Source organism: Nocardia puris, from assembly GCF_003315035.1.
Classification (GTDB): Bacteria; Actinomycetota; Actinomycetes; order Mycobacteriales; family Mycobacteriaceae; genus Nocardia; species Nocardia puris.
In genome coordinates, this window is the sequence record NZ_QNRE01000015.1 from 37,494 (window position 1) to 58,455 (window position 20,962).

The 20,962-nt window shown below is 69.2% G+C and carries 17 protein-coding genes and 2 pseudogenes; 13 read left to right on the forward strand and 6 right to left on the reverse strand.

Features of this window, described 5'->3' with window-relative positions; genetic code table 11:
- The first annotated feature begins 294 nt into the window (after positions 1-294).
- From DFR74_RS28425 to DFR74_RS28440, 4 genes are read left to right on the forward strand one after another with little or no spacing between them, the layout of a single operon-like run.
- Positions 295-1,815: a Mu transposase C-terminal domain-containing protein gene (locus DFR74_RS28425; RefSeq protein WP_407675005.1), complete on the forward strand. Its 1,521-nt coding sequence runs from the start codon at positions 295-297 to the stop codon at positions 1,813-1,815.
- Positions 1,812-2,591, forward strand: a complete 780-nt coding sequence (locus DFR74_RS28430) for an AAA family ATPase (protein WP_007626260.1) — start codon at positions 1,812-1,814, stop codon at positions 2,589-2,591. Before DFR74_RS28425 ends, DFR74_RS28430 begins: the two co-directional genes overlap by 4 nt.
- Entirely contained in the window at positions 2,588-4,138 is a 1,551-nt protein-coding gene (locus tag DFR74_RS28435; protein WP_113975333.1) for a hypothetical protein, read from the forward strand. Before DFR74_RS28430 ends, DFR74_RS28435 begins: the two co-directional genes overlap by 4 nt.
- On the forward strand, positions 4,135-4,947 hold the full coding sequence (locus DFR74_RS28440; protein ID WP_067509311.1) for a hypothetical protein: 813 nt from the start codon (positions 4,135-4,137) through the stop codon (positions 4,945-4,947). The genes DFR74_RS28435 and DFR74_RS28440 overlap by 4 nt, the downstream gene beginning before the upstream one ends.
- Before the next feature lie 95 nt (positions 4,948-5,042).
- Here DFR74_RS28440 and DFR74_RS28445 read toward each other — a convergent pair whose 3' ends face one another.
- A complete protein-coding gene (locus tag DFR74_RS28445; protein ID WP_147265962.1) occupies positions 5,043-5,711 on the reverse strand; it encodes a hypothetical protein in 669 nt (222 codons plus the stop codon).
- Between the two features lie 299 nt (positions 5,712-6,010).
- Positions 6,011-6,316, reverse strand: coding sequence for a hypothetical protein (locus tag DFR74_RS28450; RefSeq protein ID WP_007633986.1), 306 nt, complete (start codon positions 6,314-6,316; stop codon positions 6,011-6,013).
- 330 nt (positions 6,317-6,646) lie between these two features.
- Here DFR74_RS28450 and DFR74_RS38085 point away from each other — a divergent pair.
- From DFR74_RS38085 to DFR74_RS28460, 3 genes and pseudogenes are all read left to right on the forward strand, one after another.
- Positions 6,647-7,081: pseudogene (locus DFR74_RS38085) on the forward strand (zinc finger domain-containing protein); the annotation flags it as partial.
- Between the two features lie 29 nt (positions 7,082-7,110).
- Positions 7,111-7,989, forward strand: coding sequence for a recombinase family protein (locus tag DFR74_RS38090; RefSeq protein ID WP_369123294.1), 879 nt, complete (start codon positions 7,111-7,113; stop codon positions 7,987-7,989).
- Between the two features lie 423 nt (positions 7,990-8,412).
- Complete coding sequence (locus DFR74_RS28460) at positions 8,413-8,667, forward strand: hypothetical protein (protein ID WP_007633984.1); 255 nt, start codon at positions 8,413-8,415, stop codon at positions 8,665-8,667.
- 695 nt (positions 8,668-9,362) lie between these two features.
- Here the strand turns inward: DFR74_RS28460 and DFR74_RS28465 are convergent.
- Genes DFR74_RS28465 through DFR74_RS28475 form a run of 3 tightly spaced genes read right to left on the reverse strand, consistent with a single transcriptional unit; the run spans position 9,363 to position 13,836 of the window.
- Positions 9,363-9,686 (reverse strand): P-II family nitrogen regulator, encoded by a 324-nt coding sequence (locus DFR74_RS28465; RefSeq protein ID WP_007633983.1) that lies wholly within the window; start codon positions 9,684-9,686, stop codon positions 9,363-9,365.
- Positions 9,683-12,253 carry a DUF2309 domain-containing protein gene (locus DFR74_RS28470; RefSeq protein WP_007633982.1) on the reverse strand — a complete coding sequence of 857 codons (2,571 nt, stop codon included), beginning with the start codon at positions 12,251-12,253 and terminating at the stop codon, positions 9,683-9,685. Before DFR74_RS28470 ends, DFR74_RS28465 begins: the two co-directional genes overlap by 4 nt.
- Positions 12,250-13,836, reverse strand: a complete 1,587-nt coding sequence (locus DFR74_RS28475; protein ID WP_007633981.1) for a proton-conducting transporter transmembrane domain-containing protein — start codon at positions 13,834-13,836, stop codon at positions 12,250-12,252. The genes DFR74_RS28470 and DFR74_RS28475 overlap by 4 nt, the downstream gene beginning before the upstream one ends.
- A gap of 228 nt (positions 13,837-14,064) precedes the next feature.
- Here DFR74_RS28475 and DFR74_RS28480 point away from each other — a divergent pair, with 228 nt between their 5' ends.
- The 6 genes and pseudogenes from DFR74_RS28480 (at position 14,065) to DFR74_RS28505 (ending at position 19,461) form a co-directional block, all read left to right on the forward strand.
- Positions 14,065-14,973, forward strand: a complete 909-nt coding sequence (locus DFR74_RS28480) for a helix-turn-helix transcriptional regulator (protein ID WP_007633974.1) — start codon at positions 14,065-14,067, stop codon at positions 14,971-14,973.
- The gene (locus DFR74_RS28485; protein WP_081470614.1) at positions 14,970-16,115 is read left to right on the forward strand and encodes an L-threonylcarbamoyladenylate synthase; all 1,146 of its coding nucleotides are present in this window, start codon (positions 14,970-14,972) and stop codon (positions 16,113-16,115) included. The genes DFR74_RS28480 and DFR74_RS28485 overlap by 4 nt, the downstream gene beginning before the upstream one ends.
- Positions 16,116-16,149: 34 nt before the next feature.
- Positions 16,150-16,461, forward strand: coding sequence for a helix-turn-helix transcriptional regulator (locus DFR74_RS28490; RefSeq protein WP_084537645.1), 312 nt, complete (start codon positions 16,150-16,152; stop codon positions 16,459-16,461).
- Positions 16,458-17,315, forward strand: coding sequence for a DUF6671 family protein (locus tag DFR74_RS28495; protein ID WP_067509309.1), 858 nt, complete (start codon positions 16,458-16,460; stop codon positions 17,313-17,315). The genes DFR74_RS28490 and DFR74_RS28495 overlap by 4 nt, the downstream gene beginning before the upstream one ends.
- Before the next feature lie 79 nt (positions 17,316-17,394).
- Positions 17,395-18,375 (forward strand): TerC family protein, encoded by a 981-nt coding sequence (locus tag DFR74_RS28500; RefSeq protein ID WP_067509308.1) that lies wholly within the window; start codon positions 17,395-17,397, stop codon positions 18,373-18,375.
- A gap of 9 nt (positions 18,376-18,384) precedes the next feature.
- Positions 18,385-19,461, forward strand: a pseudogene (locus DFR74_RS28505) (Tn3 family transposase).
- 184 nt (positions 19,462-19,645) lie between these two features.
- On the opposite strand, the gene DFR74_RS28510 reads toward DFR74_RS28505, so the two are convergent.
- Positions 19,646-20,890, reverse strand: a complete 1,245-nt coding sequence (locus tag DFR74_RS28510; protein WP_067509306.1) for an acyl-CoA dehydrogenase family protein — start codon at positions 20,888-20,890, stop codon at positions 19,646-19,648.
- Positions 20,891-20,962 lie beyond the last annotated feature (72 nt).

Genomic DNA, 20,962 nt, shown 5'->3' on the forward strand with positions numbered 1-20,962 from the left:
TGCTGTGTCGTGGCGCCCCGCCGCGAACTGGAGCAGATCGTTGGCGCCTTCGGCGGTCCGGATGGCGCGCGCGGCGCCGACCCAGTCCGGGATCCGTGAGACTCGTCATCAGGATGTCAGTAGCAATTCGTCATGGCAATGTCAGTGATTCCGGGTTTCTTACCTGCGGGTACGTGGTCGAATGCTGGGCAGTGTTCTGACGGTGGTGCCTGACCGGGTTGTGGTGCGGGCCAAGGTTTCCGGAGGGCCGTTCAGGTGGTCGACGCGGCGGGTCGTGCTCTGCGGCGGGCAGCGGTGGATCGGTTGGCGGTGCTGGATCAGTATGGGGATCTGACCAGCGAGCATGTGCGGTTGACGGCGCAGACGCTGGGTGTGGCGGAGCGGACGGTGTGGCGGTGGGTGGCCGCGCGCCGGGCGGCGACGCCGATGGTGCACGAGCGGGAGCGTTTCCGGCTCGATCAGCAGTTGCGGATCCGGTTGGCGTATTGGCGCGGTAACGCCTCGGCGCTGCATCGGGAGCTGAGGGAGCAGGAGCGTAACGGTGGCCCGCCGGCCCCGAGTTTGTCGACGTTGCATCGCGCGATCCGCCTGGATGTGTCCCCTGGTGATCGGGCGGGGTTGCGGGCCGGGGAGCGGGAGCGTCGGCGCTTCGATGTGTTCTTGAAGCGGCCGTCGACCTACCGCAATGCCGAGTGGGAGGCCGATCATGTCGAGGCCGCAGTGGAGGTCGATGTGGGTGATCGTCTGGTCAAGCCGTGGGTGACGTGGTTCGTGGACCGGCAGCATTGCGTGATCATGGGGGCGGCGGTGACGCCGAGGTATCCGAATCGGGAGGCGATTCTGGCGGCGTTGCGGGCTTCGATTCTGCGCACGCCGCCGTACGGCCCGGCGGGTGGGTTGCCGACGCTGGTCCGTATCGACCAGGGCAAGGATTTTCTGTCAGGCACCGTGCAGGAGGCGTTGGGTGCGTTCGCGGTGCGGGTGGTGGATCTGCCGGGCTACACCCCGCATTTGAAGGGGGCGGTGGAGACGATCAACGGCGCGGTCGAGGACATGCTGGTGTCGGGAATGCCCCGCTATACCCATGCTCAGACCGGTATCAGCGGCGCGGTGATCGATCCCGACGCCCCTGCGTTGCCGTTCGAGGTGTTCGTCGCCGACCTGCTGGGGTGGATCGATGAGTGGAACACCAGCACCGATCATGACGTCGACCGTTTGGACGGGTTGTCGCCGCTTCAGTCGTGGCTGGCGGATCCGACTCCGCTGCACGAGGTGGAGCCGCAGATGCTGTGGATGTTCACTCTCGCCGACGACCGCGCCCACCGCAAGATCACCACGAAGGGCATAGCCCGTGGCCGTGGCCGCCACTATGTGGCCGAGTGGATGGTGGGCATGGTCGGCACCACGGTGCGGGTGCGGTACATGCCCAATCACGACCAGGAGATCGAGGTGTTCGACGCCAAATCCGGTGTGCATCTGGGGACGGCCGTGCTGTCGGATCAGGCGTCGCCGGAGATGATCGGTCGGGTGCGCCGGGCCCGTGACCGCAAGGCGCGGCGTTTGCGGTCGGATCTGGCGGCGGCGGAGAAGGCGCGGCGTGCCCGCTATGCGGCGGTGACCTCTCCGGAGCCGGCCACACGGTTGGAGGCGATGACGGTCGCCGAGGCCGAACACGAGATCGGTGAGTATTTCGAGGCCGAGTTGGCGCAGATGTCGCGGCCGTTTCTGGTGCCGTTGTCGGCGCCGCCGCCGGATTGGGTGTCCCCGGTCGATCTGGACGCACCCGATGCGACGCGGAAGACGTCGAAGCCATGACGCCGGAATGGGTTCCGGATCCGGTGGACGCGCGGGCCGATCACTATCTGGGGTTGGTGGGGGCGCGGGTGGTCGCGACGGATGCGTTGATGATGGTGCACGACAATCTCGCCGATGTGATGGCGGCGAAGGCGATGATGTGCGTGCACGGTGACGCCGGTCTGGGCAAGACGCTGTCGGTGAACACGTCGCTGCGCCGGCTGGCGCCGGGGTTGGTGTGCCGGGTGCAGTTCCGGGCGCGCCCGACTCCGCGCGATATCCGGTACACGCTGTTCGAGGCGCTGGGGGTCGGCGGGACACCGCCGAAGAAGCCGATCGAGTTCGATTCGGTGCTCAAAGATGTTCTGGCCGAACGGTTCCGGATTCTGGTCTGTGATGAGGCGCAGTGGCTTTCGCGGGAGTGTTTCGAGTATTGGCGGCATCTGTGGGATGACCGGCGCACCGATATCGCGATCGTGTTCGTCGGCGGCGGGGACTGCTATGAGGTGCTGCGCCGCGAACCGATGCTGAGTTCGAGAGTGTATGTGTGGCAGGAGTTCCGGCGCATGCCCGTCGAGCAGGTCTTGCGGGTCATTCCCGCCTACCATCCGATCTGGGAGCACGCGGATCCGGAGGTGATCGCGTTCGCCGATTCCCATGCCGGACACGGCAATTTCCGGTCCTGGGCCAAGATCACCGCGCACGCGGCGGCCACTCTGTCCAAGACCGGCCGCGAGGTGGTCGACCGTGACGTGCTCGGGTACGTGTTCTCCAAGATCAGCGGACGGTCGCGGTGACCGGCCCCGGCGAGTGGGGCGATGACGGCCTCGCCGAGGGCGTGGACCGGCCGGTGCCGCCGGTGACGCTGTTGTTCGACGCCGCCGACGATGCGGCGGTGACGCGGGCGTTGCTCGATGCCGGTGACCCGGCGACGGGTGCGATCACCGTCCATCCGACCCCGGGTGCTGCGGGCAGTGACGGGGTGGCGCACGCGGTGCTGGTGGCGTTGGGATGTTCGCCGCGGCGGTTGTCCGAGCAGCGGGTGTCCGGTGCCGAAACAGCCTGGCAGGCGGCGACGGCGTGGGTGGTGGCGCTCGAGATCGAGCAGGTGATCGTGCTGCGCGCGCATCGGCTGGCCGCCTCAGCGATCGAACGGCTGCTGGTTTTGCGCCGCTACACCGGGGTGCGGCTGGTGTTGGTCTGCCACGGTTGTGCTCCCACCGTGGTGGGCGAGATCCTGCCGCCGCAGGTGGCACATCGGGTCATCACCGACGTCGGCGATGCGCTGAGCGGTGTGGCGGTGCGCGCGGAGAGCGCGCCGATCGCGTTCGAGGCGGTGTTGCCGCCGGTGCCCGATGCGGATGTGACGTCGTTTCGCGCCGACTGCTTCCGGAGTCTGTCGGCGGCCGATTTTGCGCGCGTGGATGCGGTCTACCGGCGTGGGATGGCCGCGGCGTGCCGGTGGATGGCGACGGTGCCGATCGGCGAGACGCCGACCGGGTTGGAGTTGCCGCAGCATCTGCGGTCGCTGTTCCCGGTCGGGCTGAGCCCGAGGGAGATGGCCGACGGTGCGGCGCTGCTGGCCAGCCGCTACACCCCGCACGAGCTGCGGACTCTGGCGGCCGGGCTGCTGTGCGTGGCCGCGCCGCGCGTGGACGTGCGGCTTCCCGCGCGGTTCGGCGACCACGCTGTGGTGCAGCGGTTTCTGGCGGAGTTGGTGATCGAGAGCCCCAGCCGTCGGCACACGCTCACCCTGGTGCGCGGCGCGCAGGCCGGATGCCTGTTGCACGGGCTGCTGCTCGAGACCCCGCCGTCGTTGTTCATCGGCACCGGCCCGGGGTTGAGCACCGTCGCGGTCACCGGGGAGGTGGTGGCGGCGATCCTCGCCGGGACGGCCAGCCCGGTCCATGCCGCGGCCGTGGCGACCGCCTTGTTCACCGCGTTCCCCTCCCCGACGCTGAACGTGATCCCGATCAGCGCCTTGTCCGCCGATGCGGCGGTGCTCACCGTGCCCGCCGGCGGTTCCCGGCCGCCCTCGCGGGACCGGCTGCCGCGCCGGACCTGCGTCGTGGCGGTGCCCGCGCCGGCGCGGCCGCTGTTGCACGCGGCCCGGGTGTTCGCCCGGCTGCGCGGCACGCCCACCGATCGGGCGTTGCTCGGCGGTGGCGTCGGGTTGTTGTCGCGGCATCTGCACCCGGTCGCCGAGGCCTGCGGCATCTCGCTGCCGGTGACCTCGTCCGCCGATTCGTCCTGGCACACCCAGGTGGTGGCGTGGTGGGTCGGGGCCAACCTGCACCACCGCGGCGACTGGACCGTCCGCGACCCCACCCAGGGGTCGCGATGAACAATCCTGGTCGCGAACCCACGCGAACCCCGGACCGGCGCGGGATTCCGGTGGAGCCGGCCCGCCTGAATTTCGACGCGATCCGCGCCCAGGCCGCACGGCTGGGTTTGTCGGAGGACGCGCTACGCGGCGCCAGCGGCGTCTGGCTGCGGGGACTGGAAAGCGACCGCGACCAGCGCACGGTGACATTGACCGTGCTGGCGCGGCTCTCGCGGGTGCTCGATCTGAGCCTGGACGAACTGGTCGACCTCGACTCGCGCGGACCCGAACCGCCAGCACCGGCCACCGCGAGCGGGGCCCAGGATGCGCACGTGGTGCTGGCTCTGCTCGCGTTGCAGGGCGGGGTGCGGATCGCCGACGTGCTCGACCGGCTGGGCTGGGATCTGCCTCGCCTGGACTCCGCGCTGGCGGTGATCGCCGATCAGCTGTCCCCGACCGCGTTACGGGTGGCGGTGACCGACGACCGGCTCACCCTGCTGATCCGCACCGAAGCGCTGCCCGAGGACGTGCGCCGCCCATTCGACGAGCTGCGCGCCGCCCACCGCCCGCTGAGCGCGCACGCGGCGGTGATGCTGCTGCGGCTGGTGTATGAGAAGGTCCTGGCCGGGTTTCCCGAGGGCGACCTGCATGCCGTGCTCACCGGCAACCAGGCCTCCCATGGCGAGGCCATCGATCTGATCGCGCGCCGCGTCGCGCTCGCCCTCACCCCGCTCGATCAGCTCGGCTCGATCACCCTCACCGCGCACCCGGACGCGCTGTTCGCCCTCGGCCTCGCCGACGAACCCGCCGCCGACGAGCGCCGTCCATAGGCACTCGGTGGGACTGGTCGGCCCTACCTCTGCCGGGGCGAATCCTGGTGTAGCACGGGCGAAATCGAGGCCACCCCGGGTGGTTCGAGGCGATCTCAGTCGATGAGGTTCTTGGCTCGCAGCGCGGCGACCAGTGGTGGATAGGTCGCGCTCTGGAGATGTTCGCGGTCGGTGGTGGACCGTAGGCACTGTTCGGCGTGGCGTGTGAAGTCGTCGATGATTGCCGGTGTCTTGTGCGCGTGTTCGGGCCTGCGGGCACGGGAGAGCACTGGCGCGCAGTCGAAGTCCCGGACGAGGTCGTAGTGCACCAGCGCACCGTCTTTGCCGATGGTGACGGCGGTGTGGTCGAAGGTGGCCAGCCCGTCGGGGAGCGTGATCATCAGGCCGCGGGTGATCGTGGTGGGCGCGTCGGGCCGGTTGGCCTGGTACACGGTGGGATCGGCCAGGCGACCCAGCGCGGGTATCCACAGCACCATGTGACCGGTCCAGCACCCGTTGGCAGCCCAATCCGGTTCGGGCCGACCGAGATTCGCCCGAACCCCGTTGGGCCAGGTGACGCTGCCGTGGACGGCGAGAGGTTCGGCGTCGATGCCGAACTCGCGCAGCGCGGGGATGAGGCAACTGACCGCCGCCAGGCAGGTTCCGGCCCATTCGCCGGCCGTGTAGGCCTGCCATGCGCGGCCGTGCCGTTCGATCACCGTAGCTTCCGGCGGCGGGTCGAAACTGAAGTTGGTGCGGCGCAGTCCCACTGCCGAAGGTGTCACCGGCGCACCGGGTATCGGTGCCTGCACCGAGTCTCCGGACCGCGCACGGCGGCCTGCGGCGGAGTTCTTCTTCTTCCGCTTCTTGCTGATGGGCGACACAGCGGCCCCTCTTTCGTCGTCGAGAACATGCCCGGACGCGCCCTGGACCGGCGCACCGGCCACCCCAGCATGCCCGGCCCCACCGACATCGATGGACGGAGATCTCTTGTTCCGAGCCCCGTCCGAGGGTCCTGTCGCTGCGCGACCGAAGACTCAGAACCCATTGCGGCACTGTGTAATACAGCCGTCCGGCAGGCTGTTCAGTCGCTGGGCGGATGACTGTAGAAGTCTGCTGCCTCGTTGACGATCTGCCGGATTCTGGTCTCGGACAGCCCTTCCGAGACCGCGAGCTGCCACGGCGTCCGGTAGTGCGATTGCCGCCAGATCCGTTCGTTACGGCCGCGGTGCCGCGACAGCCCCCAGGGGCTCGGTGGTGGGCACCATGCTCGGATGACCTCATCCGGCGCCCACACGTGCTCGTCGGTGCCCTCGATCCGAATCCAGTGCATGTCAGCCCCGTCCCGATAGCGGCGACCCATCACGCGGACGAACACGAGATCGATCATCGTCTTCCGCCGTCGTGAACAACGGTAGCGATCGACGCGACGCTGTCGGTGTGGGTTGGGATGATCGGGGCGAGGCCGCGGTCCCGTACCCCTTCGGGGCAGCGGTCGAGGGCGGCCCCGGTCAGTGGTTCCGGGGCCGTCCGTTCAGCCGGTGGGCATGTACGGCGGTTCGCGCGGGTGGGTGTGTTTCATAGGCGATCGCCTGTGAAACGCGCTCCGGTCCGGCCTCGGTCCAGGGCTTTCACTGTTTCATAGGGTGTTTCATGCGGCTGGACGTGTGAAACGGACTAATGAAACAATTCCGGGGTGAGCGATGGCGACTTCCTCCTCGTGGAGGCCCACGACTGCCCGATGTCGAGCTGCGCCGCCCCTGCTGGATCACCGTGCCGGACCGGCAAGGGCAAGGTCGCCGTCCAGTACCACACCGCCCGGTTCCGTCTGGTGCCCTCGCTCGCCAAAGCGCTCACCGTCGCGACTCCGGCGCTGCGCAAGCCCGCAGCGGTGTGGATCGAACTGCCGCGCCCGGCTGCGGCCGGAGCGGAGCAGACCGGGCATGTGTGGATCGGTTACGCCCGCGCGTCTACTGTCCGTCAGTCTCTCGATACCCAGCTCGACTCCCTGCGGGCGGCCGGTGTGGGCCGGGTGTTCGCGGAGAAGGCCTCCACCCGTGCGGTCACTCGCCCGGAACTGGACCGCGCCGTTGCGCTGGCCCGGGGGCTGCGCGCCTCCGGTGTCGCGGTCACCCTGGTCGTGCACGAGCACAAGCGCCTGGGCCGGGTATCGAGCTCGCGGCGCTGGCCGAGCAGCTCAAGGCCGCCGGTATCGGCCTGGAATTCCTCACCGGCGAGTGCAGGGCTCCCACGACCCGTCCGGGGTGGTTCACCGTGCTGGCCGCGCTGTCGGGCATGGAACGCGAATACATTCGCGACCGCACTCTCGAGGGCCACGAGTCCGCCCGCGCCCGCGGCAAAGCCATCGGCGGCGCCGCCGTCGCCGACGAGGCCATGGTGTCCATGGCGCTGCACCTGCGCCAGCAGGATCACAGCGTTCGTGACATCGCCGCCCGCCTGGTCATCACCACCGGCAAGAAGAAGGGGCAGCACCCGTCCCCGGCCACCGTCTGGCGGCTGCTGCGCGACCACGACCAGGCAGCCCCGTACGACGGCGCGGGCCGGGCCGGCACCGACACGGTGGTCGTGCCCGGTGTGCGTACCCCGCTGCCGGTCGATCAGCGCGACCCGGTGCCCGATCTGGCGCGCTACGACCAGCTGCTCACCCGTACCCCGTCCGCAGCACCGGCCGAGCCCGAACACGCTAGCGCACAACCCGATCCACCTGCCGCACCAGTCGGGCGTCCCCGCCGCGGCGAGCCGGAATCGACGCGCGCGTGGGCGGCGCGGGTGGAGCGCTGGCAGACCGCACCCGGCCCGGTCGATGAGCTGGTCGTTCTCACCCGCGATCCCGACAGCGGTGATTGGCGGGTCGCCGACCACGACGGCACCGCGCTGGGCACCCTGTCGCGGGAGGTCCGCCTCGGCGGTGGCCGGGGCCGATGGATAGCACACGAACGCCACGGCACCCGCCTCACCGGCCGCGGCCCGTGGAAGACCCGCCAGGACGCGCTGGTCGGTCTGCTCGGCTACTACATCGACCGGCGGCCGACCGCAAGATAGGACACCTCGCGGCGGCGGACACGCGAACCGCGCCTACGGACAGCATGTCTGCGCAGGTGGGAGGCTGTTGGCTATGACCGTTGTCGAGGTGACGACTTTCGAATGCCTGGTCGATATCGAGCGGCCGCGCCGGGCCGGAACCTGGTGGCGCGAGACGTACACCGGGAGCAGCGAGGAGATCGCGGCGGCGCTCGAGGGGCTGGCCACACGGATGCTCGCCGACCCGAGGGTTCAGGCCGCTGATCCTGACGACATGTGCCGATTCGAGGGCGAGTCCTATTTCCCCGACGGCCACCCACTGCATTTCTTCGGTGGCGTGCAGCTGGTGCGGCGGCTGCCGTGGGATTTGAAGGCCCACGCGGCCGCGATCCGACAGACCGCCGTCACCGGCCCCGACCCGGCGGGCTGGACCCGGCACCGGCCGTGCCAGCACCCGACGACGAACTCCGCCGGCTCGCCGGGGACCGGTTGCGCGCGTTGCTGCCCGCTCTCGAGCAGGTCCAGGACTCGCTGTCGGTGCCGGGCCAAAGCGAGGACCAGATCCGTGAGCACGGGTACGCGAGCATCGCCGCGGCCGCCGACTACATCCGCGACCAGATCGAACCCGCAGCGGCCGGTAGCCGGTCGGTCCAGGCACATGGGGGGTTGAACGGAAACTGGCGCTGTGGTGCTTCATGACGTTGGTGTCGCGAACCGGTGACCACTGGTTGCCACTTCTGTCGGATCGGCGTCCGCAGCGATGGCCAGTGAGGTCCACGCGGCCGGATCCGGTTCGCGCGGGTTGGCAACAAGCGTGTCACCTACGTCATGGGTGCTGGCGTACCAGCCGAATCCATCGACCCAGGCGAATCACCGAATCGGCGTTTCGACATCACGCATGTCGAAGACCAGGGAATGTTCCTTGGGCGCGGTGTCGCAGTACGCGAAACCTTGTGCGGGAATCGGTGGGGGCCGGGGTCTGGGTGGTGCAGGGCAGCCACACGCGCGGCAGTACCGACGCGACGTCGGCGAAGGCGCGGATGTCGTCCTCGAAACCACATAATTGGGGGCAGCTCGGAGACCACGACGATCGCGGCGTTCGCGCGTGCCACCCACACCAGAACTCGCTGCACCAGCGCGGGTTCGTCCGGGGCCAGCAGCAGCAGGTCGCCCGCAACCGGTGTCGGCGACGCGGGGCGCGGGTTGGCTCGGGCAGGTGTGGCTCACGGTGGCTGTCCGGCATGGTCTTCGTCCTACCCGTTGCTGTTCGCTTCAGCGGAGGTGGTTGGTCGTCCGGCCGGCTCGGGAAGCGAGCCGGCCGGACGCGGCATGCGCCGGTGTGGTGGTCGGAGAGCTCGTCCCGCGCGCGTGGGGCCGGACGGGTGGCGGGTGGGTCAGGTGAAGTAGTCGGGTCGGCTGACGTAGGTGTCGGTGACGAACATGACTCCGGAGGTGTTTTCGAGCAGGGGCCGGAGGCCGGCGATGAGGGCGTCGGCGCGATGATCGGGGATGACGGTGATGAGCAGTGCGAGGGTGTCTTGTTCGTTGAACAGCAGTCCTCCTTGGTGGTAGCCGTTGTGGCCCAGGCCGGAGACGCCGGAGATGGTGGTGTATCCGGTGGCGCCGGAGTGCTCGATGAGGCGGCGAACGTCGGGGGCGTCGGTTCCCGAGACGATGACTTCGATTCTGGTCATCTTCGTGAGGTCGGCGCGGGTCATCGTTGTGCTCCGTTCGTGGGGTACGGGCTCCATCCGCTGCGGGTGCGGTGGTGCCAGGGCGAGGACCGGTCGGTGCGGGCGAGGAGGGTGATCCAGTGGTTGTCGACGAGATCGCGCACCTTGGGGTTGCGAGCCACGATGGTGTCGATGCGTTCGCGTGGCGCGTAGGCGAGGACGAGCAGCCGCATCGGTTCGTGCACGAGGCGGTTCCCGACTGCCACCGATTGCCAGGGCAGGCCTGTTCGCAGGTCGCCGGCTGGGCCGGTGAGAACGCCGATGCCGCCGACGACGTTGTGGGTTGTTTTGGTGCCGGCGCCGAAGGTGTCGGGGGCGACGGTGGAGAAATAGTATTGGCAGTTGATCCATTGCGCGACGATGACCGGTGCGGTGAGGATCGTTTCCAGCGCGGTCGCGGTCGGGTCGTCGTCGGGATTGTAGGAGTGCAGGAAGCAGCGGCGGCGCAGGTCGATGCCCGCCGTCACGGCGCGTGGTCCGATGATGAACGCGGCGTTGCCGGCCAGGCCCCATTCGGGGTACACCTGCGCCCAGTCCGCGCTACGGGTTCGGGCGTGGCGGGCCGCCGCGTGCGGGCCCGGTCGGTCGGGTGCGCCGGGCAGCAGGGAGGTTCGTTCGGCGGCGAGGCGGCGTCCGGCTTCGGCCAGGTCGGTGGTGAGCCGATCGAGATCGTTGCGGTGGGTATCGGGCACCCGGTGGCGATCGAGGATGGTGACGCGGTCGCCGGTGGTGTCGTGCTCGGCGGCGACGAACCAGGTGTCGTCGGGAATGTCGATGCCGCGGCTGAGGAGCTTGCCGCGGACCTCGGTGTCGTTGAGGATGTCCACGGCGGCGCGAGCGTTCGGTCCGCCGGGGTTGCCACCGCAGGCGCCGCAGGCCAACGCCGAGTGGAAGGGGTTGTTCTCGGTATTGGCGCCGTGTCCGCAGAACACCACCAGCCGAGCGAAACCCGTGGTGAGTCCCATGACGGTGAGGGCGGTTTCGGCGATCTGCACACGCTGGTCGAGACCGAGCCCGCCGGCGGTGTCGATCACGGTGCGGGCAGGGGGCGCGATCCGGGACCGGGTGCGGGTGCGCCATCGCCGGTAGCGGCGGGGTGCGATGGTTTTCGCGGCGGCCACGGGTCCGCTCGCCCAGCCGAGGATCTCGGCGAGGGCGAACGGTGCCGCCAGGTCGGCTTTGGCGGTGTGGACCGCGTCGGTGGTGGCTGCGAGGGTGTGCAGTCCGGCGATGTGGCGCTGCGATTCGGTCAGCGCTGTCGGATCGGGTTGTTCATACAGGTCGATGTGGGGTGTCACCAGAGCCGGCGCCGCGATCGCGGGGACGCCGTTGGCGAGGGCGTGGATACGGCTGGCCACCGCGAAGAACCCCGCGAATCCGAATGTGTCGTAGTTGCCCAGCGCCTCGAGATGCCGGCGCAGTCCTTCGGAGCGGGGATCGATGCACAGCACCAATTGCGCGTCGGCGCGGGTGAGGTTCGGGGCGGGGACCGGTTGGTCCAGTTCCTCGAGCAGACCGCGGCGATAGTGCGTCTCATAGGCGTCCAGCCACACCAGCGGCCGCGAATCGACGGGCAGACGGTCGAGAATCCGGACGATCGACGCCTCGGCGTCGGGATCGAGACCGGTCGTGCCCAATGCCTGTGCCGCGCGATGGGCACGGTCGGTGGCCGTGCCCGAGGGGCGATCGGGAACGGGGGGAGCCGTCCTCGTGGGTAGTTCGGTGGTGTCGAGCAGGTGCGCCTCGTAACTGACCCGGACGGCGAGATAGTCGACCAGGTCGATGGTGGAGCCGGGTGTGTTGCTGTGCCACAGGATGTGGCTGGCCCAGCCCGGCAGCCGCGTCAGGTGGGCGCGCAGGTAGGCGATGCGTTCACCACCGTGTCCGACACCGAGTCGTGCCAGTGCCTTCGAGAGGGCATCGGCGGGGTCGGAGGGCAGGTCGCGCAGCGCGCGGCGAGCGGCTGCGGGGAGCCGGGGATCGCGGGGCGCCAGATCGGCCCAGGCCGGGTAGAAGCCCCGGGCTCGGCCGGGCAGTGTCCAGCTGGCCTGACCGGGATCCAGATACGCCGAGCACCATTTGACGGTTTGAGCGTCGATCGCTGCCGCGGTGCGCGCGCACCGGCGTTCACTCAGCGTGAGCAGCCGGCGGGCGGGGGCTGGCGGGATCGATCCGTGAACAAGGTCGGCCAACAGGATCTCAACGGCGGTGTGGACGCGCCCGTCGACCTCGACCGGCGCCGCGGCGACGGCGTCGGGGAATCGGCGCTCGAGGGCCTCACTCAGATCGGCCTTGGTGATTCGGCCGGTGGCGTGAGCGGCGCGGAACTCGGTCTCGCCGAGGGTGCCGCAGGCACCGTAGAGGTCACCGGCGATGGCGAGGGCGTCGTCGAAGGGGCGATGTTCCAGCCCGCCGAGCGGGTTGACCGCGATGAAACTGCTCAACGGCCACACCGGGGTGAGGACGCGGGCGGCCACACTGATCTCGGCCCGCAGCTGTGCGCGCTCGACCGCTCGTTGATCGACGGGGACTGTATCGACGGTGACTGTCATGATTCTCCTACCACAGCGGGAACGAACGATCTAGCGGGCACGGCGCGGCGCGAGCCACCGGTGAACGCGGTCCTGCGAGCGCGCGGACCGAGATCGCCGAGACTCAGACACGCCACATACAGGGTCTTGTGCAGCGAGGCCAGCGCGGGGACGGTGGTGACCCGCACGAGGGTGAGCGCCGCGACCACCGCGAAGACCGGGATCAGCGTCCACGCGCTCATCACCGCCGGACCCGCGGCCCGCAACGCGGGTTCGGTGAAGGCGCTGAACACCGACAGCGCACCGAGGTAGGCGACCATCACCACGACGAGCACCGCGATGAACACACAGGCGGGACCGGGCCTGCTCACGCGCCGGGACCAACCCCACACCAGGTGTGTGCCCGTCACCCACGCGAACGCCAGCAGCAACACCGTCCCGGAATGGGCGAGCCCGAACACCGATCCCCACAGCCACACCGCACCGGCGAGCGCCCCCGCGGGCACCACGAGCGCGAGCGTTCCGAACGCGCGCCGCGCGCCCGCACTGCCCAGCGGTCGCGGTGGCGCGGTGCGTTCTGCGAGATGGTCGCCGACCGCGGACCCGGACCCCAGGAAGAGCGCGGCCTTGTACATGCCGTGTGCGATCAGGTGGAACAGCGCGGCGGAGTAGGCGCCGAGAGCACATGTCATCACCATGAATCCCATCTGGCCGACGGTGGAGTAGGCCAGTGCGGACTTCACGTCGGGCCGGGTCAGCATGAGCGCGGTGCCGTAGACGGCGGTGAGCGCGCCGGCGAGGAAGGCCAGGCCCATCGCCGTGGCGTAGGAGTCGATCATCGGGTGCAACCGCAGCATCAGCACTCCGCCCCCGTTGACGATGCCGGCGTGCAGCAGAGCCGACAGCGGTGTCGGCGCGGCGACGGTGGCCGGAAGCCACCCCGCCATCGGGATCAGCGCGGAGCGGGCCACCGCCGCGACCACGAGCGCTCCCGCGATGAGCGGCCCCGCCGCCGACGTCGTCGCCGGCAACTCGAGAGCGCGCAGGTCCACGTTCCCCCACTGCACGGTGGCCACGATCACCGCCGTCCACAGCGCGATATCGCCGACGAGCACCATGCGCGCGGTCCGCGCGACCGCCACTGGTACCCACGCATCAGCGCGGTACACCCGCAACAGCCACCACAACCCGAGGCCGATCACCGACCAGGCCACGGCCAGCCCGATCAGAGTGGCGGCGGTGACCATCGCCGCGGTCGCCGTGGTGAGCAGCCCGGTCAGCGCGAGGAAGCGGTCCGCCCGGGCGTCTCCGCGCAGATACCGCCTGGCGAAACCCTGCACCACGGCACTGACACCCAGCACCAGCAGCAGCAACAGCACCGACACCCGATCAGCGTAGAACCCGACCACCACCGGCCCATCCGGGCCGATGGTCACGACCGCGTCGACCGGGCCGCGCACCGCCACCGCCCACGCGACCACCACAGCCGACACCGCAGCGAACGCCGTCACCGCGACACCGCAGCGACCGGTACGCCATCGCCCGAGCAACAACAGGCCGGTCAGCGCCGGCAACAGCACCGATACCAGCAGCAGCACACTCACTGGCCTCTCCCTCCCAGCGGACGAGCCGCTGATCACTCACCACCGCGATCACCTGTTCCCGGTGACCACCCGAACACGGCCCCCGGTGGCCACCCCGATTGCCGCGAGCAACCTCCGGGAACTCGTCGCACGCCGTCGATCACGACATAACGCGATTCAAGATACACGAAATTCAAAACGCGTATTCAAAGGTGGTAAATCACTGTCGTATGTTGTAGCGTGCGATGCGTGACGGACTGGACGTTTCTCACCAACCACGCGCGGGTGCTGCTGTGCATCGCCCGTGACGATCAGATGCAGCTGCCGCAGATCGCCGACGAGGTCGGCATCACCGAGCGGGCGACCCGGCGCATAATCACCGAACTCGAACGCGCGGGGTACCTCGAGCGCAGCCGCGACGGTCTGACCGATCGCTATCGCCTCAACGGCAAGCTGCCGCTGCGACCCCGGACGGACCGGGACGTCGCCGTGGGCGAGGTCCTCGACCTGCTCGAACACCCCGCCCGAGACGGGGCATCCGTGGCCTCGGTCGCCCGATTGGAACCGCGGCTGGTCGGCACGACCTCGGCGTGGATGGTGCTGCTGGTGCGCAGCGTCGACGATGTGGACGCGGCCGTGTCCGCGGTGAACGACTACCTGAACCATCTGCGCGAGGGGCTCTCGCCGGCGAGTCGGCACGACAGCACGCTGCTGGGGATCTGGGTTCGCGGCGACCTCGAGGAGGGCTTGCCCGAATGGCTGCACTACGAGTCGGCCACCCCTGCCGCAGCCCAGGGAAAGACATCCCGGCCGACCATGGTCGAGGCCATGGTCGGGGTCCGCAGGTCGGTGTCGCTGTCGGGACTGTGGACGTTGTGCTGGATCGACGGCCCCCTGCTGCGGGCGACCGACACCACCGACCAAGCCCGTCGGCATGTCCTCGACGCGTTCGTCGCGGCCACCTCCGAGCCTGGAGGGGCGCGCTCGGGTGACATCTTCTACGCCAGCTTCGCCGCGAGCCGCCCCTCGGCATTCATGGCCGCCGATGTTGCCGATCTGCGCGCCCGTCATCCGCGGCTGGTAGCCGAGCGGTGGTTCGTCGTCGACGACGACCAGGGCATCCAGGGGCTGATCACCTACTCCGAGATCGACCGATGACGCACCCGGCCCGATCGACGGAATTCACCGACCCTGAGACGATCTCCTACACGCCTGCGCCCGTAGCGGCGACCCAGACTCGGAGCGTCGGCCACGCCGCGGAGATTCTGCGCCGAGGCGGTTTGGTCGCCTTCCCGACCGAGACCGTGTACGGGCTCGGTGCCGACGCCGAGAACGCCGAGGCGGTCCGCCAGGTCTTCGAGGTCAAGCAGCGGCCCGTGACGCACCCACTGATCGTGCATCTCGCCGATCCTGGCCAGCTCGGCGACTGGGTCACCGAGATACCGGGTCCCGCCCGGGTGCTCGCCGAGTGCTTCTGGCCGGGCCCGCTCACCCTGGTCCTGCCGCGCAGTCCCCGCATTCCGCCCGTTGTCACCGGCGGATGCGACACCGTCGCGGTGCGGGTCCCGCACCACCCCGTCGCACGGCAGCTGCTCACCGCATTCGGCGGGGCGATCGCGGCGCCCTCGGCCAACCGCTTCGGCGCCGTCAGCTGCACCAGCGCCGACCACGTCGCCGACGAACTCGGCCCCGCCGTGGACCTCATCCTCGACGGCCGCCCCTGCCCGGTCGGGATCGAATCTACGATCATCGACGTCACCGGCGACGAGCCGATCCTGCTCCGCCCGGGCGCGGTCGGGGTCGACGATCTCGCCCGGGCGCTGGGCCGACCGATCCACACGGCCACATCCTCGCCCGGGCGCCGGGCGCCCGGGCAGCATCCTTCTCATTACTCCCCCCGCGCACGCGTGATCCTGGTCGAGGAGAGCGAGGTCGTCGACGAGGCCCGTCGGCAGCAGTCACACGGCCGGCGCATCGGAGTCCTGCGACCCCCCGCGACTACGGCATCGACCATCACCGGCAACGCGCTGGTAATCGAGGTGCCGACCGCCCTCGGCGACTACGCTCGGGATCTGTATCGGCTCCTGCGCGAATTCGATCGCCACGACTGCGAGGTCGTCATCGCCTCACTCCCCACCCGCGCGGGTGTCGGCCTGGCCATCGCGGACCGCCTCACCCGCGCCTCCGCCCCTCGCCCCGCAGGAACCGCGTCGACCAGCATATGCGCCGAGAAGGAGAAGAACCGTGTCAGCGACGCGAACCGTTCACAACCAACTACATGCGCAACTCAATTCACGTAAGACAAAATGGCAAACAGGGATCGTAGATTGTAGGGTGATCACGGTGGCGGACTGGACGTTTCTCACCAACCACGCGCACGTGCTGCTGTGCATCGCGCAAGACCCCGGGATGCGGCTACGCGACGTCGCCGACGCGGTCGGCATCACCGAACGCGCGGCCCAGCGGATCGTGGCCGAACTGGAACAGGCGGGCTACCTCGACCGCGTCCGCGACGGGCGCCGCAACCGCTACCGATTGAACCAGGAACTGCCGCTGCGGCATCCCCTCGACCGCGACCACGCGGTCGGGGAAATTCTCAGCGTCCTGACCTCCGAGCCGACGAACGCCCCCGGCCGTAGCGCATGAGCGCACCGCACCCCTACCGCGACCGCGACGTCGCCCTGGCCACCAAACACGGCAAGGAGCGGGTGCTGGCCGCCGCCCTGGCCGAACGCCCCGGCCTGACGGTGCAGGTCGCCACCGGCGTCGACACCGACGAACTGGGCACCTTCACCGGGGAGATCGAACGCCCGGCTCCACCGCGCGAGACCGCGCTGAGGAAAGCCCGCCTCGCCATGCAGGCCCTGGGGTTGCCGCGTGGACTGGCCTCCGAAGGCGCCTTCGGCCCCCACCCCGGTATCTGGTTCGCCCCGGCCGGGCTGGAAATCCTCGCCTTCGTCGACGACGATCTCGGCCTCGAGCTCACCGTGCACCACCTGGACTGCGACACCAACTTCGACCACACCGTCGTCGACCACCTCGACGAACAAGCCGCACAATTCCTGCGCACCGCTCAGTTCGGCAGCCACGCGGTGATCGTGCGGCCCAACAGCGCCCCCCGGGGCGACGCCCCGCTCTACAAAGGCATCCGCACCAACACCGAACTCGCCGACGCCGTCGCACACTGCGCGACGGCGTCGTCGGACGGGCGCGCCCGCATCGAAACCGACATGCGTGCCCACCTCAACCCCACCCGCATGCGCAGCATCGCCCGACTGGCCACCGAACTGGCCGAACGCCTCGACCGGCTCTGCGCGCGCTGCGACGCCCCCGGGTTCGGCCACATCGCCACCGAGCCCGGACTCCCTTGCAAGTTCTGCTTCACCGCTACCCCGCAGCCGGCCGCCGACATCCACGGCTGCGCCCGCTGTGAACACCGCACCAGAATCGAGCGTCACGAACTCGCAGACCCGGCGGGCTGCCCCTCCTGCAACCCGTAACGCTCATCGAGCCCCGCACTCGCCGCCCCAAGGCGCAGTGCAACTCACGCACCATCGATACGAACCGAGGAAACAGATTATGGATGTCCCCACCTGGCTGTGGGCGGTGTTCGGCGCGATCTTGACCGCCAGCCTCGTCGTCGATCTCGTGCTGCATCGCGGCCCGCACGTGATCGGCTTCAGGGAAGCGCTCCGCTGGAGTGTGTTCTGGGTCGGCCTGTCGCTGCTCTTCGCAGTGCTCGTCGCGGTCGCGGTCGGCCCGACCGCCTCGGTGGAATTCACCACCGCCTGGCTGCTCGAGAAGAGCCTGTCGGTGGACAATCTCTTCGTCTTCGCCCTGATCTTCGGGTACTTCAACGTGCCCCGCGAATACCAACACCGGGTGCTGTTCCTCGGCGTGCTGGGCGCGCTGGTCTTCCGCGCGATATTCCTGCTCCTCGGCATCGCCGTGGTGCAGCGGTTCACCGTAGTCCTGTTCGCCTTCGCCGCGATCCTGCTCTACAGCGCCTACAAACTTCTCAAAGACGACGAGGAGACCTACGATCCCGGCAAGAGCACCGCGGTACGGCTGGTACGCAAGTTCATCCCGGTCCAGGAGGAATACTCCGGCACGCACTTCTTCGTCCGGTCGGCCGGCAAATGGGTCGCCACACCCCTGCTGATCGTCGTCGCCGCCATCGAGGCGGCCGATATCGTCTTCGCCGTCGACAGCGTGCCCGCGGTGCTGGCGGTGAGTAGCGAACCACTGATCGTGTACTCCAGCGTCGCTTTCGCCATTCTCGGATTGCGCGCCCTGTACTTCCTGCTGTCCGGGATGCTCGAGCGCTTCCACTACCTGTCGACCGGTCTGGCGATCATTCTCGCGTTCATCGGCGTGAAGCTCATGCTCCAGGCGTCCCACAAGACGATCAGTACGGCGGTGCCGGAGATCCCATCGCTGGTCAGCCTGGGAGTCATCGTGGTCGTGCTGACGGTTTCGGTGGTGCTGAGCATACGTCGGCCGCTGCCGGAGCAACCCGTACAGCGGGACTCCCTGGGTACCACCGATAAGCCGGACTGATCGAAGGCGGTGACGACGCCGGGAGCGGAGGCGTTGACGCGGGATCGGCTGCGCCACGTCGATCAGCACTACATCCGTTCCGACACCATGGCTGCGGCGAACACGGTTCTGGTCAACGCTCAAGCGGGCGTGGCGTTGGCGCAGCTGTGGGGCGGCGGCCTGGTCGCCAGCGTGGACGGGATGCGGTTCGTCGTCCCGGTCCGCACGATCCACGCCCGCGCGAACCGGAAGTATTTCGGGCCGAAGAAGGGCGCGACCTGGCCGGTAAACGACCAGGCCGCGGGGCTGAACGGGATGGTGGTGTCGGGTACTCCGCGTGATTCGCTCAACGCCCTCGATGTGGTGCTGTGCGGGAAGCACGGGCCCGAGGACATCATCACCGATTCCGGATCGTATTCCGACATCGTCTTCGGACTCCTTCATCTGTTGGACTACAAGTACCGGCCACAGTTGAAGAACCTGCCCGATCAGCGCTGTGGCGCATCGACCCGGCCGCCGACTACGGGCCCCTCGACAAGGCAGCGCGCGGCCGGATCGACCTGGACAAGATCGGTGAACATTGGGAGGACATGTGCCGGGTCGCGGTGTCGATGCACCGCGGTGAGGTGTCCGGGCACGAGACCACACGCATGATCTCCCGCGACGGCAACCGCACCAGCCTGGGGTTGGCGATCGCGCACTACGGGCGCATCTTCAAGACACATCTTGCGCCTGGCCGACGACGAACCCTACCGGCGGAGGCCAAGGCGCAGGCGAACCTCCAGGAGGGCCGTCACGACCTGGGCCGCACCATCTTCCACGGGAAGAAGGGCGAGATCACCCGCACCTACCTCGACGGCATGGAGGACCAGCTCTCCGCGCTGGGGCTGATCCTGAACTGTGTCGTGGAATTCGGTGTATCTGGACCGGGCGCTCGCCGAGTTGCGCGCCCAGGACTATCCGGTGCGCGACGCCGACACCGCCCGGCTCTCGGCGTTCGTCCGCAAACATCTTCGACTGGAGGGCCACTACAGTTTTCACCTGCCCGACCTCGGCGGCAGCCACCGCCCGCTGCGCGATCCCGACGCACCCGACGACGACAGCTGAGTAACCACACCGCCTGCCGGCGCGCGAATACGTTCTCGCGTCGCATGGACCGGCCGAGCCCGGCGTTGCGGGCTGATGGTGGTGTGGCGGGTCAGGGTTCGGTGAGGCCGGCTCGGCAGCACCGGGGAATCGCTGACATGCCGTGACGAGATCTACTGACATGAGTGACGAATCCACAGCTCGCTCAACTGACAGACCAGTGCCGAGTCTCAATCCGGTTGGCCCGCATGTGTCCCTGCGCACCGGCCAGGGTTTGGCACCGGTCCAGTACCTGCCATGCCAGATTCGAGGCCAGCGGCTTGGTGAGCATCGCCAGCCGCGCACGCGCGGCTGGGGCCAGCCCCTGGGCGCGCGCGGTACGCAGCCGACGGGCCATCGAGGTCGCGGCGTAGACGGCGGCGATATCGGTGACGAGTGTGTCGATCACGTGACCGCGCTCGATCAGCGCCGGACCGTTCGGGTCGGGACGACGCTGGAGCGCGTAGTTCACCACCCCGGCCAGCGCGGCGCGTGTCATCGCCAGCGCAGCGGTGGACAGGTCACTTCGGCCGGCGGTGAAATCGCCCGCGCCGACGCGGAACATCTCGGGTTTGCTGCCCCGCATCCGGATCACGCCATCGGCGATCTGGCAATGGCGTCCGCCGAGCAACGCATCCTCGGGAACGAATACGTCGTCGAAGGTCACACGCGCGTGCGGCATCGGCGTGTCGGTCTGCGACAACTCCGTCACGCGGACCCCCTCGGCCAGGCCCGCCGCCGAGCGCAGGTCGAGCAGGAAAAGGTGCACTCCGTAGTCGGCGCGTCCATCCACCAGGCGCGCGGACACGGTCGCGACCACCGGGGTGTCGCGATCGGCGACGTTGGGCATGTTCTTTGCCGCCGCACCGCCGGTGACGGGGTCGATGTCGGGTGTCCGCAGCACAAATCCACCCCGCCCCCGGTCGCGGATCGCCAACGTCCGCACATCGGTGCGGTTGGTACCGCCGAGTTCGGTGTGGACCCGAACACCCAGCGCGGCACCGGCGTTGAGGGCTGCCAGCAGCCGCTGCTGATAGGGCGAACCGTTGCCGAGCCGTACGATCGCGCCCACGGTGAGATCGACTGTGCCGGTGAACGCCAGCATCGCCGGGACCGCGGCGACCGCCGCAGCGTCGATCGCCGCGCCCGCGAGTTCGGGGTCGGCGAACACTTCTTGCGGGGTGCGCCCGAGCGCGCCGAACAATGCCCGCAACTGCCGTGCGCCGGCGTGGGCGCGTTCATGGAAGGTTCCCGACCCGACCGGCAGATCGTCGACCGCCGCCGCGGCCGTCGCCGCCGCGGCGTGCAACTGGGCGTGCTCGCCGACTATCACCGGGCGCAGTGCTGCCACGATGTCGGGGTCGGCGGCCGCGTCCAGTCGCGGCATCCCGAGCAGGGGTGTCGTATTCATGTCACATCACCTAGCTGGTCGTTCGGTGGGCGAACCGGGTTCGCCGGGACGGGAATGGATCGGGCAGGATTG

Excerpts from the sequence above, each read along its gene's own strand:
- DFR74_RS28430 (WP_007626260.1), top strand. The coding sequence starts at position 1,812 with ATGACGCCGGAATGGGTTCCGGATCCGGTGGACGCGCGGGCCGATCAC.
- DFR74_RS28440 (WP_067509311.1), top strand. The coding sequence starts at position 4,135 with ATGAACAATCCTGGTCGCGAACCCACGCGAACCCCGGACCGGCGCGGG.
- DFR74_RS28450 (WP_007633986.1), bottom strand. The coding sequence starts at position 6,316 with ATGATCGATCTCGTGTTCGTCCGCGTGATGGGTCGCCGCTATCGGGAC.
- DFR74_RS28465 (WP_007633983.1), bottom strand. The coding sequence starts at position 9,686 with ATGACCCGCGCCGACCTCACGAAGATGACCAGAATCGAAGTCATCGTC.
- DFR74_RS28470 (WP_007633982.1), bottom strand. The coding sequence starts at position 12,253 with ATGACAGTCACCGTCGATACAGTCCCCGTCGATCAACGAGCGGTCGAG.
- DFR74_RS28485 (WP_081470614.1), top strand. The coding sequence starts at position 14,970 with ATGACGCACCCGGCCCGATCGACGGAATTCACCGACCCTGAGACGATC.
- DFR74_RS28495 (WP_067509309.1), top strand. The coding sequence starts at position 16,458 with ATGAGCGCACCGCACCCCTACCGCGACCGCGACGTCGCCCTGGCCACC.
- DFR74_RS28500 (WP_067509308.1), top strand. The coding sequence starts at position 17,395 with ATGGATGTCCCCACCTGGCTGTGGGCGGTGTTCGGCGCGATCTTGACC.
- DFR74_RS28510 (WP_067509306.1), bottom strand. The coding sequence starts at position 20,890 with ATGAATACGACACCCCTGCTCGGGATGCCGCGACTGGACGCGGCCGCC.